Genomic DNA, 15,979 nt, shown 5'->3' on the forward strand with positions numbered 1-15,979 from the left:
AAAATCGAAGACCAGATTGCGAAACTTCGTCGTGACTTAGAACATGTAAAAGACCAACGCGAAACGCAAAGAAAACAACGGAAGAAAAATGAAATCCCTGTAGTATCAATTGTGGGCTATACGAATGCCGGGAAATCCACGATCATGAATCGTCTACTTGCAAAAACAGGGCAAATCGATGACAAACAAGTTTTTGAAAAAGATATGTTATTTGCAACGCTTGAAACGTCAGTCCGTCAAATCCGTTTACCTGACCAAAAAGAGTTTTTACTTACTGATACAGTAGGATTTGTCAGCAAGTTGCCAACACATTTAGTAAAAGCATTCCGTTCTACTTTGGAAGAAGCGCGAGAAGCTGATTTGCTCCTTCACGTAGTCGATGTGTCCAATGATGAGCATCGATACATGATGGACGTTACAAATGAAACGTTGCAAGCTGTTGGAGTTGAAAATGTTCAGACGGTTGAGGTATACAACAAGTCCGACTTAGCGGGTGTGAATTATCCACATGTGAGTGGAAATAACATCTGGATTTCTGCCAAAGAAAATGCAGGACTGGATGAATTGATTGAACTGATTCGCACGCATATTTTTGCGGACTACAAGATGTGCCGAATGCTCATTCCATATGACCGCGGAGACGTGGTGTCCTATTTAAACGAACAAGCCTCTGTTCAAGGGTCTGAGTATGAAGAAGAGGGTACGTTATTGAAAGTTGAACTAAAACAAGCAGATTATGAACGGTACCATGATTTTGTGCTGGATAAGTAAAAAAAAACGCATTCCCGATTTACCGGGAATGCGTTTTTGCTTATATTCAAAATAAACGTAAATATTTCTACTTATTGATATTGGATATTGTGTAATCTTGCAAATAGACCATCTGCTTCTACTAATTCCGTATACGAACCTTCTTCGGCAATACCTTCTTTCGTTACGACTAGTACACGATCTGCATCACGTATAGTTGCAAAGCGGTGAGCAATAATAAGCGTTGTACGATTTTCAGCTAGTTCACTTAAAGCTGCCTGGATAATTTTTTCCGTCTCCGTATCAAGTGCCGAAGTTGCTTCATCTAATATGAGAATCGGTGGGTTTTTCAGGAACATACGAGCGATGGCTAAACGTTGTTTTTGTCCACCTGATAGTTTTAAGCCACGTTCCCCGATTTGGGTCTCGTAACCATCTGGCAACTCGGAAATGAATTCTTGTAAATGGGCTTTCTTTGCTGCCTCCATTATTTCTTCCTCTGAGGCATCTTTTTTTCCATAGGCAATGTTTTCTCGGACCGTCCCAGTAAACAGAAACACATCCTGTTGTACGATTCCAATTTGTGAGCGCAATGATTGCTTACTCATATCACGAATATCAAGTCCATCGATTGTGATGGAACCTTCCGTGACATCGTAAAAACGGGGAATCAATGAACAAATCGTCGTTTTCCCTGCCCCAGAAGGACCGACAAATGCCACGGTTTCTCCAGCTTTTACTGTTAGGTTGATATCTGATAGTACTTGTTGATGTTGATCGTAGTTGAAATGGACATGATTAAACGAAATATTGCCATGCAAATGATTCACATGTTTTGCATTTGGACGATCATTAATTTCCGGTTCCTGTTCGATTAAATCCAGGAAACGTCTGAAGCCGGCCATTCCTTTTGGATAAAGCTCAAGCAATGCACTGATTTTATCCACAGGTTTAATTAGTACATTTATAAAGAGGACAAAGCTGACAAGTTCTCCATATGATAATTTTCCATTGAATGTGAACCATGCACCTACGACCAATACGACCAAAGTCATTAGACGCGTCATCATGTAAATGCTGGAATGTGTTCCAGCCATTACTTTGTAAGCGACAAGTTTAGTTAGTCTAAATTGCCCATTATCATGTTTGAATCTGTCAATTTCAAATTCTTCATTTGTGAAAGATTGAACCACCCTAACACCTGAAACACTGTCTTCAACACGACCATTTACATCGGCAATTTTGATGTACATGTTCTTCCATGCCTGATTCATTTTGATATTGCTGAATGTAACCAAAACAATCAAGAATGGAATCATAATAATAGCGATGATTGCAAGCTCAGGATTGATGTTGTACATAATGAAAAATGCACCGAAAAACGTCATGATAGCGATAAAGAAATCTTCCGGTCCATGATGGGCCAGTTCGCCAATATCGAATAAATCATTTGTGATACGACTCATTACATGTCCCGTTTTGGTATTATCAAAAAAGCGAAAGGATTGGCGTTGTACATGGGTAAACAGTTGTTCACGCATGTCCGTTTCAATATTGATTCCAAGCTTGTGGCCTAAATAACTGACGATAAAATTCAGTAAGGTACTGAGTAAATAAACGGCCAGCAGGAGGACACTTACGGTTACAATCGTACCCCATTCGCCGGTAGGCAATAATTGGTCAATGAACCACTGGACTGCCAGTGGAAATGCAAGCTCTAATATAGCCACGATTATGGCACTGGTGAAGTCGATAATAAATAGTCGTTTATGGGGGCGATAATAAGAAAAGAATTTCCTAATCATATAAGTTCTCCTTGGTATTTTTAATACTGGCAATTATAACGGAAAATGGTCCTAAACACGATAAAAAACTTCAGAACTCGAAGGAAATCAAAGTATTTCAAGTTCCGAATGTTTTTTGACAATTTAAAGAGGGGACGTTAAAATGTATAAGTTGTCTTTTACTGATAAATCAATCGGACCTTTATTATCAGTATATTTTGCACATTCATTTACAAAAACGTATGTGTAATTATTAAAAAGAAAGTAGGGAAAAGAATGGCGACAAAACAAGAAATCGTCCAGTCGGTTCCTCAAAAAGGATTCTTTGGACATCCAAAAGGCTTATTAAGCTTATTCTTTACAGAGTTTTGGGAGCGTTTCTCCTACTACGGAATGCGCGCAATCCTGCTCTACTATATGTACTATGAACTAAACCAAGGTGGACTTGGTTTGGACAGATCGACAGCGAACTCGATTATGGCGGTATATGGATCACTCGTATACATGTCGGGGATTATCGGGGGCTGGATTGCTGACCGTCTATTCGGTACAACCAAAACCGTATTCTACGGTGGGGTAGCCATCATGTTAGGACATGCAGTCTTGGCATTACCTGGCGGAATCACGACACTATTCCTTTCAATGGGCTTAATCATTATTGGTACAGGTTTATTGAAACCTAATATCTCTAGCATCGTGGGAGATTTGTATTCGGAAAACGACGTTCGTCGTGACTCTRGATTCAGTATCTTCTACATGGGTATTAACATGGGTGCATTCATTGCGCCATTAATTGTAGGTACTATCGGAATGGAATATAACTTCCATTTAGGATTTGGACTTGCATCAATCGGTATGTTCCTTGGATTAGTTGTATTCGTTGCTACGAAAAAGAAATTCCTTGGACTTGCAGGATCTCATGTTCCGAATCCAATGACTAAGGGTGAGCGTAAAACTGTATTCACGCGTATTTCGATTGCATTAGTTGCCATCTTGATTATTGGTTATATCTTGATTGAAAACGGTATCATGACAATCGATGTCTTTACGATGATCGTTTCCATCTTGGGTATCGTCATTCCTACGATTTTCTTTATCGTAATGTATCGTAGTTCAAAAACGAACGCAGATGAAAAATCTCGTGTTCTTGCGTACATTCCATTATTCATCTCGGCGATGGTATTCTGGGCAATTCAAGAGCAAGGGTCAATCATACTAGCTCAATATGCAGATGAGCGAACTAACTTAGCTCTTGGTTCATGGGAAATTAACCCAGCATGGTTCCAATCGTTAAATCCATTATTCGTTATTGGGTTTGCACCAATATTTGCATGGTTATGGGTACGTCTTGGTGTTAAACAACCGTCAACACCTAAGAAATTTGCCCTTGGTTTATTCTTTGCGAGTATGTCATTCTTAGTGATGATTATCCCTGCTTACATGAATGGAACTGAAACTTTGGTTAGTCCATGGTGGCTAGTATTAAGTTTCTTCTTAGTAGTACTTGGGGAATTACTTCTTTCTCCAGTCGGAATATCAGCAACTACGAAGCTTGCGCCAGCAGCATTCGCTGCACAAACAATGAGCTTATGGTTCTTAACGAGTGCTGCTGCTCAAGCAATCAATGCGCAAGTCGTGAAATTCTACAATCCTGAAACTGAAATCGTCTATTTCGGTGTCATCGGGGCTGTTGCATTGATAATCGGTTTAGTGTTATATATTTCTTCACCAATGATCGAGAAGTTTATGCGTGGCGTACGTTAATACACATTTTAAAGCCTACCGATATTTATCGGTAGGCTTTTTTTGTATGGATTGAAGAGTGCTGGAAGTTAAACGATGTACTTATTTATCGTACATTTGTACTTGCCGCATGTTCACCATGAGCCAACAAGAATGAAAACCACATACTTGTGGGTCTCATTCTTCGAAAGTGAAGTTATTATCTTGTRAAAAAACCAATAGTTAGTAATATAATTGCAATTGTTGCCCAAATTGCTACATGTTTATTTTTACTCATTCTCATCAGTTAAACACCTCTCATGTTGGCTCACTATCCGTTTTTATATGAAAAATTAATATCAGGCAGAGCCTAATTGCAGATGATAAGGGAGCTGATTCYCTCTAATTTGCATTAAAAGTTAACAAATCCATTATCTAATAATTACTTTCAATATCACGTTTAAGATTACAGTCAGCCATTTTAGAAGTCCTCTTTTTTCATTCTGTTTTTGCATGCGATATTGTCGGTCTTTTTTCAAGATCGGGTATTCTTTTTCCAAATCCTTCATTGAAATCACTCCTTAAAATACATATTCAACGAAAGGTAAAAATTCCCTTCAACTCAAAAAAGATTTCCAATTGAAACCTTTTCGCGATACACTCGTATTATAAGTAGAAAGAAAATTGAGGTAAAGGTGGCGACAACATGAAAAAGTGGATGACACTTATGGCTACTAGTGCATTAGCGCTAAGTTTAGTTGCATGTAACACATCAGCAACTCCAACTTCCAAAACGTCAGAAGAAAACACAAGTGATTTAACACTTAAACAAGTATTTGAAAAGTCATTAGCACAATCAGAATCTATTGAAAGCCTTAGTGCAGATCTTGATATGGTTCAAAAAATTGAAGTTCCCGCTCAAGATGTAGCAATGGATACAACTTCAAAAATGACAATGGATTTGATTGTCGATCCTTTGAGCATGTATCAGAAGGGTACTACGTCGACGACGATTCCAGGTGAAGAGTCATCAGGACAGCCACAAGAAATCGAAATGGAAAGTTTTATGACTGCAGATGGATTCTTTACACACGATAACATGTCACAGCAATGGATGAAGTTGTCGAAAGATATGTACGAACAAATGATTTCCATTTCACAAAAGCAAGCTGATCCATCTCAACAGCTGAAGGATTTAGAGACATTCATGGATGACTTCACATTCAATCAAGATGATAAAGAATACGTTTTGAAATTGTCTGCATCTGGTGATAAGTTTAATGAATTGATCCAAAAACAAATAGCAGAAACCATGCCGGAGCTGGGTGCGGATGAACAGGAAATGCTGAAAGAATTAAATATCAAAAAAGTGGACTACGAAATCCATATCGATAAAGAAACATTTAATACAACGGCATTAAATGTAGTGATGGACATGACAATGGCAGTAGATGGGGAAGAAATGACCTTGTATCAAGATATGAAATCCACTTTTAGTAATTACAATGGTGTTAAAAACATAGTGGTACCTCAAGAAGTACTAGATAACGCACAAGAAATGTAAAAAACAGCCTTTCCGAGATATGATTCTCGGAAAGGCTGTTTTATTAATATTGATTTTAAAGTATAGAGATTTTCTACAAAGTTAAGGGGTCTTAATAAGTAAATCCAGCAGGTGTGTTTTTGACTACAACAACCACTTTGTGTTCATCCAGTTTTTCTTCTAATTGTTCTGCTTCCGGTTGACTAAAACCGAGTTCTTCGAATTGCGCACGAAGTTCGTCACCTTTTTTGCGGAAAACATTTGCAAGGGATGTACCTAACCCTTGTTCTGCAACGCCGACAGTATTCGCATCTGCCATATCAGCTACTTGATTTGTACGATGATTTTCATGAGTAAGTACGTAGATATCGTCCTCATGTACGCCTTTAGCTTTAATCTCCTGAATACCACGAATCGCTTCATCATCTGTTAAATACTCTTTAAAGGTTACACTCATTTTAAAATCTCCTTTCAAATCGTTTATTCTGACACAATAGTACTTTACCACTCACAACCAAGATTAAACGAAATAGGCTTAATTTCAAACGAAAGACTTAGACCAACAACCTATTAATGGGAAAAGAGTTGTAGGAATATGATAGAATAACTTTTAATAAGGAGCGTGAGTGTTGTGAAAAAATGGTTTTATCCTTTGGCAGTCGTGACCTTTATTGGCTTCATCACGCTGTTTTTCAGTTTTACTCACGATGAAATGGTTGAATTTGATGAAGCAATAGGAGATACACTGATCGGAAACGAATTTATTCGATTCTTTCATTACTTTGGGGAGCCAATCTGGATTGTCTCAGCAGCCGTTGTTTTGATTGTCTACCTCGCATTTAAAAGCCGAAACTATCGTGGAATGTTGTTTGTACTATTTGCCGTTGGTGGAGGAAATATTATAAATCTCGCAATAAAAGAATGGGTGCAACGGGCTCGTCCTGATATTCCCCATCAATTGATAAGTTACAGTTTTCCATCCAATCATGCCATGGTGGGCTTACTGTACATTTTTACATATGCATATTTTTTAACTGAAAATCGAGCATCCACTAAATGGCGTATCGGAATCTGGCTTAGTGCAGTTACCTTCACTTTGCTTGTTGGTTTATCACGCATTGCGGGTAACAACCATTATGGTACGGATGTGCTTGCAGGTTGGATGTGTGGCTATTCACTCTTTATTCTCGTAGTCATTTGGTATGAGTGGCGAAATCGTCACATGTCAAAAAGAGTGGCCCAGCCAGAATAAATAGAGTCTTGCGCCCAAAAAATGGCGGAGGACTTTTTTTGAAAGTGGTGAATTGACATGTTTTCCATTCCAGATGAATTGGTGGAATTAGGTAAGATTACAGATCATCTTTAAGAGAACAAGTGGCAGAGGACTGGCTAAAAATCGGTCAATATTTGAAGGAGTTAACATAATGATTCAGGAAAAAGCAATAAAACATGCACAGTATGTAAATTCACAAGTGTCATACTTAGGTGAAGGAGCATGGCATCAAGCATGGCAACTAACCTCCCCGCAACATAAATCGATGGTTCTTCGGATTCCAAAGAAAATTGCATATAAAAAAGAAGTTGCCTACGATGCAAATGCGTTACTAGCAGAGTATGGAGGTACGGAACAATACTATAGTTGGGTGAATAGAGTAGTACCTGGAGCAGCTCCAGAGAMGTTTGTTTATCATGTTTCGGAAGGTTTGACGTATACGATAGAATCTTTTGCTGGAAGTCATGTGGATTTACATGACTTAAATAGAGAAGATGCGCAAAAATTAGGATCCGAAATCGGACATTTATATCGAAAAATGGAGCAAGTCAACCATGGTCTCGAAGGGTTTGGTTTTTTTGATTGGAATGAAGAAAGTGGTCTGCACGGTCATTTTTTAGGCGATTTCCATGAATTCGTTACAGCTGAAAGCAAGGAAATAATAGACGACTACATGGATTTATTAATAAAGAGACCAATCTTTAATAAACCTGAAATTAAAGAGGCAATTCTACGAATATGTGAAAGTCGTTTAATAGAGATTGGTTCACCCGTACTGACAAATCAAGATGCATCACCAGAAAACTGGTTAGTGGATAATGGACAATTTCGGATCATTGACCCTTTACCTATCTTATATATAGGTGAAGTAATGGCAGCGAACTTTATGAACCTATATGAAACATTATTTGTGGAACTTGCGCATACAGAACGGTATGGTAAACACCGTTTTCATGAATGTAGGGAAACATTACAATCTATAGCAAATGGTTTTGAACTGGGCTATTGTGGACAGAACGCTGATTTAATCCGCAAATTGAGAAGTGAACAGATGATTCAAGTCCTGAATTGCGCCGTCAGTCACAATCAAATGTTTATTGAAGGTTTGAACGAAGAACAAATTATCCGTTACGGCACAAAAGAAGATGTTGAAAACCGGCTGACTGTATTTGTCGGAAAACTAATTGAATTACAAGACCAGGTATAAATTTTTATCATGGTTAACCTGATTTTTTATAATGAAGTTGCGTGTAGGAAACATATCTCATACAATTAACCCAGATATGCGGAGCGAAATGACAAAGGTCATTTCGCTCTTTTTTGTATTACGTAATTGAAAAAAGGTCAGACTGAGACCGATAGAACACTCAAAGAGGTAGAGAAGCGCTAAAATTTTTTAGATTTTCAGAGTTGTAGAATTGCGTTTATAGAACTATACTGATGTGTAAAGATAGATGGTGACAAGTGTCAAGACAAGGAGAGCTCACATGACGACAATAAGAGAAAAAGAGAATAAACCGATTTCCCGGAATAAATTATTGGGAATTGCCGGTCTAGGGTGGATGTTCGATGCGATGGACGTAGGAATTTTATCTTTCGTAATAGTGGCACTCGCGAATGAATGGGCTTTAACTCCTGGGCAAATGGGATGGATAGGAAGTGTAAACTCCATCGGAATGGCAGTGGGGGCCTTTGTGTTTGGGATATTCGCTGATCGGGTTGGACGGAAGAATATTTTTATCATGACACTTGTTCTATTTTCAGTGGCGAGTGGATTGTCCGCATTTTCTGCTTCCCTGGCAATATTTTTGATATTCAGATTTTTTGTAGGAATGGGTTTAGGTGGGGAACTGCCTGTTGCATCTACATTAGTATCTGAAAGCGTGGAAGCAAAAGAACGTGGTCGAGTCGTGGTATTGTTGGAGAGTTTCTGGGCAGCTGGATGGCTGATTGCAGCAATTATTTCTTATTTCGTTATTCCAGTCCATGGCTGGAGAGTTGCCTTAATCATTACTGCTTTGCCAGCAATATATGCAATTTATCTACGATTGAACTTACCGGACTCTCCGCAATTTACGGCAAAACGAGTTCGGGAGCGCACATATGCTCAAAATATTAAAGCGGTATGGTCTAAAGCTTATGCAAGGCCAACGTTGATGTTGTGGATCTTATGGTTTACAGTTGTGTTTTCATATTACGGAATGTTCCTATGGTTGCCGAGTGTCATGGTAATGAAAGGCTTTACGTTGATTAAAAGTTTCGAGTACGTGCTGATCATGACTATTGCACAATTACCAGGTTATTTTACTGCAGCATGGTTAATTGAAAAAGCAGGTCGTAAATTCGTGTTAGTCACTTACTTACTAGGCACAGCTGCAAGCGCATTTGTATTTGGGAATGCGGATACTACGATGTTATTGATTGTATCTGGCGCGTTCTTGTCGTTCTTCAATTTAGGTGCTTGGGGTGCTTTATACGCGTATACACCTGAACAATATCCTACTGTTATTCGAGCTACTGGTACCGGTATGGCGGCTGCTGTTGGACGAATTGGCGGGATTTTAGGACCATTATTGGTAGGGACACTTATTACAAGAGGCTACGATATCGGTTGGGTGTTCGGCATTTTCTGTATCGCAATAGTTATTGGTGTATTGGCAGTTGTTTTACTGGGGAAAGAAACGAAACAACTGGAACTTGAATAATACAGACGGGAAATTCTCTTTATTAGGGAATCTCCTTTTTTATGGTTTTCTTTGAAWTCGGATGRAAACCTTTCATTCTCCGTAAACGTATAACAAGTTAAAGGGGGATTTGGAAATGAGTGTAAGAGAATTTGATATAAATATCAGTCCCGTTGAGGCAATGAACAAAATTCATAATGGGGTGATTGGAGGAAGTATTTCGGGAAAATTAGTAGATTACTATGAGCGCGTTTCTGGAGATCATCAAGTTGTGGTATTTGTTCTGGAAAAATTCTTTATGCGAACGAGTAATCGCTCTTCTATGACGGTAACCATTGATAATTTCGGTGACGCAACGAAAGTGCATGCCGTGGCATCCGGAAGTTCTGAAAGTCCGTTTTTTAGATTTGATTGGGGAGCGGGCGACAGTTTTGCGAATAGTGTGGAAAATTCGTTGGCACAACATATTATAAGTTGATAGAATAAATCTACTAAATATGTGTGGTAAGGGAGAGTCGGATATGTTCAAAAGAATTGACACCGTTTTTTTACCTGTGCGAGACACAAAACGCTCAATCGAATGGTTTGAAGAGAAGTGTGGATTTAAATTGCGATGGCATGATGAGGAAAATGGTTATGCGGCAATGGACATCGGGAATGGAGAAACAGCTTTTACGCTCGTGAGAAATCCACAAATGGGTTCGAGTAAACCTGAAGAACATGAATGGTTCAATCTCTATACAACGGATATCCATGCTACCCATCATTTCATGTTAGACGCAGGAGTAGATGCAACACATGTGAAAACTGGAGGAAACGTAGAATTCTTTCAATTTAAAGATATTGATGGCAATACGATTGGAGTCTGTTCATTTGAAGAAGACGCAGCTTAAGCATAGAAAAATCCTAATTGTGGGATCGGGAGGAGCTGGGAAATCCACGTTATCTCGCCAATTGGGTGAAAGGCTTGGTTTGCCTGTCGTGCATTTGGATTCGATGTTTTGGCAACCAGGATGGAACCCTTCACCACGTCCTGAATTTATGGAAAGAGTAAAGAAGGAATTAGCGAAACCCGAGTGGATCATTGATGGAAATTATGACTCCACCATCGAATTACGTGCGCAGTATGCAGACCTTATTATCTATCTTGATTTCTCGAATGTCGTATGTCTCTATCGCGCATGTAAACGTGCGTGGATATATCGAGGGACAACACGACCGGATATGGGGAAAGATTGTCCGGAAAAAATAGATTGGGAGTTTGCCCGGTGGATTTGGCGTTACCCAAAAGATGCACGGCCAGAGATGCTCGCTGTTCTAGCCAAAGTCCAGACAGACGTCATAACACTGAAAACACCTAAAGAAGTAGAACAATGGCTACAACAAATAGAGGACATAAAAAAGAGTGAATCATCCACTTAAGGATGAYTCACTTTTTATTATGATGTTTTTAACGTCGAGTAAACGATAAGGCGAACTTCGTAATAAGAACCCTTTTTATCGTATTCACCAGTACACGTGATGAGGTTCAATCTACTGCCATTACTGAATCCGAATATCTCTCTAAGGGGGGGATTCATCAACCGGGTAGATTTCAATACTTTCCATGAAGGTATATCCACTACTTGGAAAAGGTTTAAATCTTCCTCAATTTGGACATTGTATATTTAAGAGAGTTCATAATCTGCGGTGGTAGTATCGTGTGCATACCCAACATCCAGACTGTAATCTTTCCATATCAAAAAGGTAGGGATTTCTTATAGCGTTAAATTTGTGTGTATAAGTAATCCTCCAGTATTCCGGATAAATAAGTCAGAATATTCGTTATATGAACATTTATTCAAAACTGCTAATTTAACATACTATCAAAAATTTCGACAGTCTAATTAAAAGAAGGAGAGTGAAGGCATGGAGAAGAGAGTGAAGAAGTTTTCTAGACGTGATTTCCTGAAAACTTCAGGGGTGGCAACTGGTGCACTTATTGGAGGGGGAATTCTTGGTGGTTTGATTGGCTACAATTCAAAAAATGCAACGACTACGCCGACCGAAACCAAGCATGGAGGTCACACGGAAACGGGGACGTCGGAAAAAGGCTTAATGTTTTTTACAAGCGAGCGAGAGTTTCAAGTACTGGCCAACGCAACTGAACGGATTTTTCCGAAAGACGATTTAGGTCCTGGTGCTATTGAGCTTGGGGTACCGTATTTTATCGACAGTCAATTAGCAGGGCAGTATGGCAGTAACTCTAAGGAATACATGCAAGGGCCATTTGCTATTGGTGCACCTACCCAGGGATATCAAAGTCGTCTGACGCGTGCTGAAATCTTTAGACAAGGTATTGCAAAAATGGAAGCTGAGTCGTCGAGCAGATTCGATAAAGGATTTTCGGATCTAGAAGGTGCACAAATGGATGAAATATTGACAGCAATTCAGAAGGACGAAATAAAAATGGAAGGAACAACATCTGCATTTTTCTTCCGTCTGCTTCGGACTGCAACACTGGAGGGTGCTTATTCAGACCCTATGTATCGTGGGAATAATAATATGGACGGTTGGAGAATGAAAGAGTTTCCTGGCCACCAAATGGCTTATATCAATGTAATCGACAAAGCGGAATTCCAAAAAATCGAACCACAATCTTTAAGTGGGAAGCACTAGGACAGGGGGCAATTAAATGGTAAAAACTTTACCGAAAGTAGACGTTGTGACTGTAGGAGTTGGATGGTTAGGGGGAATCATAGCAGCCGAATGTGCAAAGGCAGGCTTGAAAGTAGTAGGCTTGGAGCGCGGAAAAGAACGAAGTACTGAAGATTATATGAAAGTGCATGACGAATATAGATATGCAATAAGGTACGAACTCATACAGAATCTATCAAAAGAAACGATAACCATTCGGAATAACCGTGGGATGCAAGCACTTCCGATGCGACAATTAGGTTCATTTCTTTTAGGGGAGGGACTTGGGGGCGCGGGTACACACTGGAATGGACATACATGGCGTTTTCTTCCTTACGACTTCCAAATAAAGACACTAACAGAAAAAAAATATGGTCCCAAAAAGTTGTCTTCAGACTATTTACTTCAAGATTGGGGTATTACATATGATGAGTTGGAACCCTACTTTTACAAGTTTGAAGAAACCGCCGGAATCTCAGGTGAAGAAAAAAATCCATTTGCGGGCAAACGGTCAAACCCATTTCCAACGCCACCGATGAAGAAGACACCAATATTACAAAAATTTGAAACGGCAACGTCTAAACTTGGCTATACACCATTTATGCTACCGTCAGCAAATTTGTCAGAAGCTTATACAAATCAGGATGGACAAACGATCAATGCCTGTCAATACTGTGGTTTTTGTGAACGTTTTGGTTGTGAATATGGGGCAAAGTCATCTCCTGAAGTTACGGTCGTTCCAACGGCAAAAAAAACGGGGAATTTTGAAGCACGCTTTGAAGCCAATGTAGTGGAAGTCATCAAGAGCGGAAAAAAGGTTACTGGCGTCAGGTATTTGAACACGTTGTCGGGTGAAGAGTTTATTCAGCCAGCTGAAGTGGTTGTTCTAACAAGTTATGTCATGAATAATGCAAAATTATTAATGATATCGAAAATTGGTGAGCAATATAATCCGGATACCGGGCGTGGAACATTAGGTAAAAACTATTGCTATCAAATTTTACCGGGCGCAACGGGTTACTTTGAAGAACAAATGAACACGTTCATGGGGGCAGGTGCACTGGGGATAAGCATTGATGATTTGAATGGCGACAATTTCGATCATAGTGATTTGGATTTCATTCATGGTGGGAGCCTCTCTCTCCTTCAATCAGGTGCAAGACCGATTGAAACAAATCCGATTCAGAAAGATGTACCTACGTGGGGTGCGGAATTCAAGAAAGCGTCCATATATAACTATACCCGTACTCTTTCCATTGGGGCACAAGGAGCATCCATGCCACATAAAGAGAACTACCTATCATTGGATAGTAAATATAAAGATGCATACGGTGTACCTCTTCTTCAAATGACATATAATTTTACCGATCAGGACCGTGCGCTTCATAAATATATTACGGAAAAGTCTGCTGTTATCATGAAAGAAATGGGTGCAAAAACAGTCGAAAGCCGAACTCCGATCACGGATTACGATATTGTCGCCTATCAAACGACGCACAATACGGGTGGGACAATTATGGGTAGCAGTCCCGAAAATAGTGTAGTGAATAATTATTTGCAGCATTGGGATGCGGAAAATCTATTCGTTGTAGGTGCAGGTAACTTCCCACATAACGGAGGATACAATCCTACCGGTACGGTGGCAGCATTTGCGTATCGTGCTTCGGAAGGCATTATCAAATACAGTAAATCGGGTGGATCACTCGTATAAAAAAGGRGGAATACAAATGGGTGGATTAGGAGCAATAGGAGTACCAGGATTAATCATTATTCTTGTCATTGTACTCATCGTATTCGGACCGAAAAAATTACCAGAAATCGGATCGGCAGTAGGGAAGACATTCTCGGAATTTAAAAAGTCGACAAGAGGTCTAATGGATGACGACGAGCCAGTGAAAAAAGATGAAAAGAAATCTGAAATCGTATAGAAGGTGTAGATATGGACCCATACGAACACCACGACAAGAAAATACTAAGTCCATTGGACAAGAAATTGGTGGAAGAAGTAGGCGCAACAACTGAAATGGTTGATGAAGATGCGATTGAAAGCGATGAAGGCACCCTTGTGGATCATCTAACGGATTTACGGAAACAAACCATTAAAAGTGTGGCCGTGTTTCTATTTTTCTTCATTGTTGTATTATCAACCATCAACCTATGGTTTCCATTAGTGACTAGAGGCAATGAACTGATTGTGCTTGGGCCACTTGAAGTGGTGAAATTCTATATGTCGATTTCCAGTGCATTGTCTCTCGGTTTTTCACTACCCTTTATCTTTCATTTTATCGGGCAATTCGTTAAACCGGGATTGAATCATACAGAGAGTCGATTTATTGGTATTTACTCTCCACTCATGCTCGTCCTGTTTGTGGTTGGTATTTCATTTGGATATTTTGTTGTGAATCCCTTGAGTTATCAATTCTTGATTAATATTGGCGAAGTGAATTTTGAAGTGATGGTTTCAGCAAGTGAATATATTCACTTTTTATTAATGACGACAGTCCCACTTGGCCTGCTTTTTGAACTGCCTATCATCGCAATGTTTTTGTCAGCCATAGGCGTTTTGACATCAGTAAATATGAGAAAGGTTCGAAAATGGTCTTATGTGATACTGGCGATTATTTCGACAACGGTGACACCACCAGACTTTATTAGTGATTTCATGGTGCTGATTCCGATGATATTGTTGTATGAAATCAGTATTTTGTTAGTCGCAAAACTTGAACGCAAACAAATTACAACCAAAGAATTATCCATCTCCCAAGACTAGGGGGATGGATTTTTTTGTTTATCGTACATTTGCGCTAGCGGCATGTTTCGCATGAGCCAACAAGTATGAAAACCACATACTTGTGGGAATCACGCTTTGGCCCACWTGAAGTGGCGTTTTTAACCTTTGTTCCTTTGCTTGCCAGGTGCAAATGCACTCTTTCATTTGTTCCTATAGCTTCTTTTAAAAATTAATAGTTAGGAATCAGCGCCACTCCAATGGATTAACGGGCTGGCGAGACCCGATTTCCGAATTTTAAAGAAAAGAATGTTCTATTAATCGACTGGCATTTAGTTCACAATCATTGTTAAATTTTCTAAAAAGAGTGACATTTATAGAGAATTTGTGTAATATCTACTATTAAAAACGATAGGGAGATAGAATCGGATGAAATTCAATGTGTTTATTCAACCTCAGGAATTTGAGGATAAAGCTAAACCGTTTCTAATGCAAAATGAAGATTTATACAGTTTGTTTTACGGTGTGCTGCAGGGAATTAAAGCCGGTCGTTATGAAAATCCATTCATGGCTACGGTCGAAGAGGATGATCAAGTCGTGGCTCTCTTTCAAATGACGCCCCCTCATCCACTGAATATTATTGTGATTGATGAAATAAAAATGGCTGACATTTTGTCATTTGCGGCGCAAGAGATTTCTAATAGAAAAATTCCAGTTCCGTCGGCTGTCGGAGTGAAGCGTGTCGTAAATGCTTTTTCTGAAAAATGGCAGGAGCTGACGAAAAGTAAAGCCCGATTATTGATGGATCAAGGCTTATAC

The 15,979-nt window shown here is 39.4% G+C and carries 16 protein-coding genes and 1 pseudogene; 14 read left to right on the top strand and 3 right to left on the bottom strand.

Going from position 1 to position 15,979, the window contains the following annotated elements:
• Positions 1-771, top strand: a 771-nt coding sequence (gene hflX / locus AC1DSB_RS04815; protein ID WP_477585941.1) for a GTPase HflX, incomplete at its 5' end; no start/stop codon positions are given.
• Between the two features lie 71 nt (positions 772-842).
• Here hflX and AC1DSB_RS04820 read toward each other — a convergent pair.
• Entirely contained in the window at positions 843-2,555 is a 1,713-nt protein-coding gene (locus AC1DSB_RS04820; protein WP_477530914.1) for an ABC transporter ATP-binding protein, read from the bottom strand.
• 255 nt (positions 2,556-2,810) lie between these two features.
• On the opposite strand from AC1DSB_RS04820, the gene AC1DSB_RS04825 reads away from it, so the two are divergent.
• Positions 2,811-4,298, top strand: a complete 1,488-nt coding sequence (locus AC1DSB_RS04825; protein WP_477585943.1) for a peptide MFS transporter — start codon at positions 2,811-2,813, stop codon at positions 4,296-4,298.
• A 389-nt stretch (positions 4,299-4,687) separates the two neighbouring features.
• Here the strand turns inward: AC1DSB_RS04825 and AC1DSB_RS04830 are convergent, their stop codons facing one another.
• A complete protein-coding gene (locus tag AC1DSB_RS04830) occupies positions 4,688-4,825 on the bottom strand; it encodes a hypothetical protein (RefSeq protein ID WP_477530916.1) in 138 nt (45 codons plus the stop codon).
• A 137-nt stretch (positions 4,826-4,962) separates the two neighbouring features.
• Here AC1DSB_RS04830 and AC1DSB_RS04835 point away from each other — a divergent pair, with 137 nt between their 5' ends.
• Positions 4,963-5,820 (top strand): DUF6612 family protein, encoded by an 858-nt coding sequence (locus AC1DSB_RS04835; RefSeq protein ID WP_477530917.1) that lies wholly within the window; start codon positions 4,963-4,965, stop codon positions 5,818-5,820.
• Between the two features lie 91 nt (positions 5,821-5,911).
• Here the strand turns inward: AC1DSB_RS04835 and AC1DSB_RS04840 are convergent, their stop codons facing one another.
• On the bottom strand, positions 5,912-6,256 hold the full coding sequence (locus AC1DSB_RS04840; protein ID WP_477530918.1) for a YflT domain-containing protein: 345 nt from the start codon (positions 6,254-6,256) through the stop codon (positions 5,912-5,914).
• A 174-nt stretch (positions 6,257-6,430) separates the two neighbouring features.
• Between AC1DSB_RS04840 and AC1DSB_RS04845 the strand changes: the two genes are divergently transcribed.
• The 11 genes and pseudogenes from AC1DSB_RS04845 to AC1DSB_RS04895 form a co-directional block, all read left to right on the top strand.
• Positions 6,431-7,051 (top strand): phosphatase PAP2 family protein, encoded by a 621-nt coding sequence (locus AC1DSB_RS04845; protein WP_477530919.1) that lies wholly within the window; start codon positions 6,431-6,433, stop codon positions 7,049-7,051.
• 172 nt (positions 7,052-7,223) lie between these two features.
• Entirely contained in the window at positions 7,224-8,279 is a 1,056-nt protein-coding gene (locus AC1DSB_RS04850) for a hypothetical protein (protein ID WP_477585945.1), read from the top strand.
• 280 nt (positions 8,280-8,559) lie between these two features.
• Entirely contained in the window at positions 8,560-9,777 is a 1,218-nt protein-coding gene (locus AC1DSB_RS04855) for an MFS transporter (RefSeq protein WP_477585947.1), read from the top strand.
• A 115-nt stretch (positions 9,778-9,892) separates the two neighbouring features.
• Positions 9,893-10,234, top strand: a complete 342-nt coding sequence (locus tag AC1DSB_RS04860) for a DUF6054 family protein (protein WP_477530922.1) — start codon at positions 9,893-9,895, stop codon at positions 10,232-10,234.
• Between the two features lie 43 nt (positions 10,235-10,277).
• Positions 10,278-10,649, top strand: coding sequence for a VOC family protein (locus AC1DSB_RS04865; RefSeq protein ID WP_477530923.1), 372 nt, complete (start codon positions 10,278-10,280; stop codon positions 10,647-10,649).
• Complete coding sequence (locus AC1DSB_RS04870) at positions 10,630-11,178, top strand: DNA topology modulation protein (RefSeq protein WP_477530924.1); 549 nt, start codon at positions 10,630-10,632, stop codon at positions 11,176-11,178. Before AC1DSB_RS04865 ends, AC1DSB_RS04870 begins: the two co-directional genes overlap by 20 nt.
• 486 nt (positions 11,179-11,664) lie before the next feature.
• Entirely contained in the window at positions 11,665-12,414 is a 750-nt protein-coding gene (locus AC1DSB_RS04875; RefSeq protein ID WP_477530925.1) for a gluconate 2-dehydrogenase subunit 3 family protein, read from the top strand.
• Positions 12,415-12,430: 16 nt separating this feature from the next.
• Entirely contained in the window at positions 12,431-14,143 is a 1,713-nt protein-coding gene (locus tag AC1DSB_RS04880) for a GMC family oxidoreductase (RefSeq protein WP_477530926.1), read from the top strand.
• Positions 14,144-14,159: 16 nt separating this feature from the next.
• Positions 14,160-14,360, top strand: coding sequence for a twin-arginine translocase TatA/TatE family subunit (gene tatA, locus AC1DSB_RS04885; protein ID WP_016429671.1), 201 nt, complete (start codon positions 14,160-14,162; stop codon positions 14,358-14,360).
• 11 nt (positions 14,361-14,371) lie between these two features.
• Positions 14,372-15,202 carry a twin-arginine translocase subunit TatC gene (gene tatC / locus AC1DSB_RS04890; RefSeq protein ID WP_016429672.1) on the top strand — a complete coding sequence of 277 codons (831 nt, stop codon included), beginning with the start codon at positions 14,372-14,374 and terminating at the stop codon, positions 15,200-15,202.
• Between the two features lie 387 nt (positions 15,203-15,589).
• Positions 15,590-15,979: pseudogene (locus AC1DSB_RS04895) on the top strand (GNAT family N-acetyltransferase); the annotation flags it as partial.

The sequence above is a fragment of the Paenisporosarcina sp. P4_E4_2 genome (assembly GCF_056401595.1).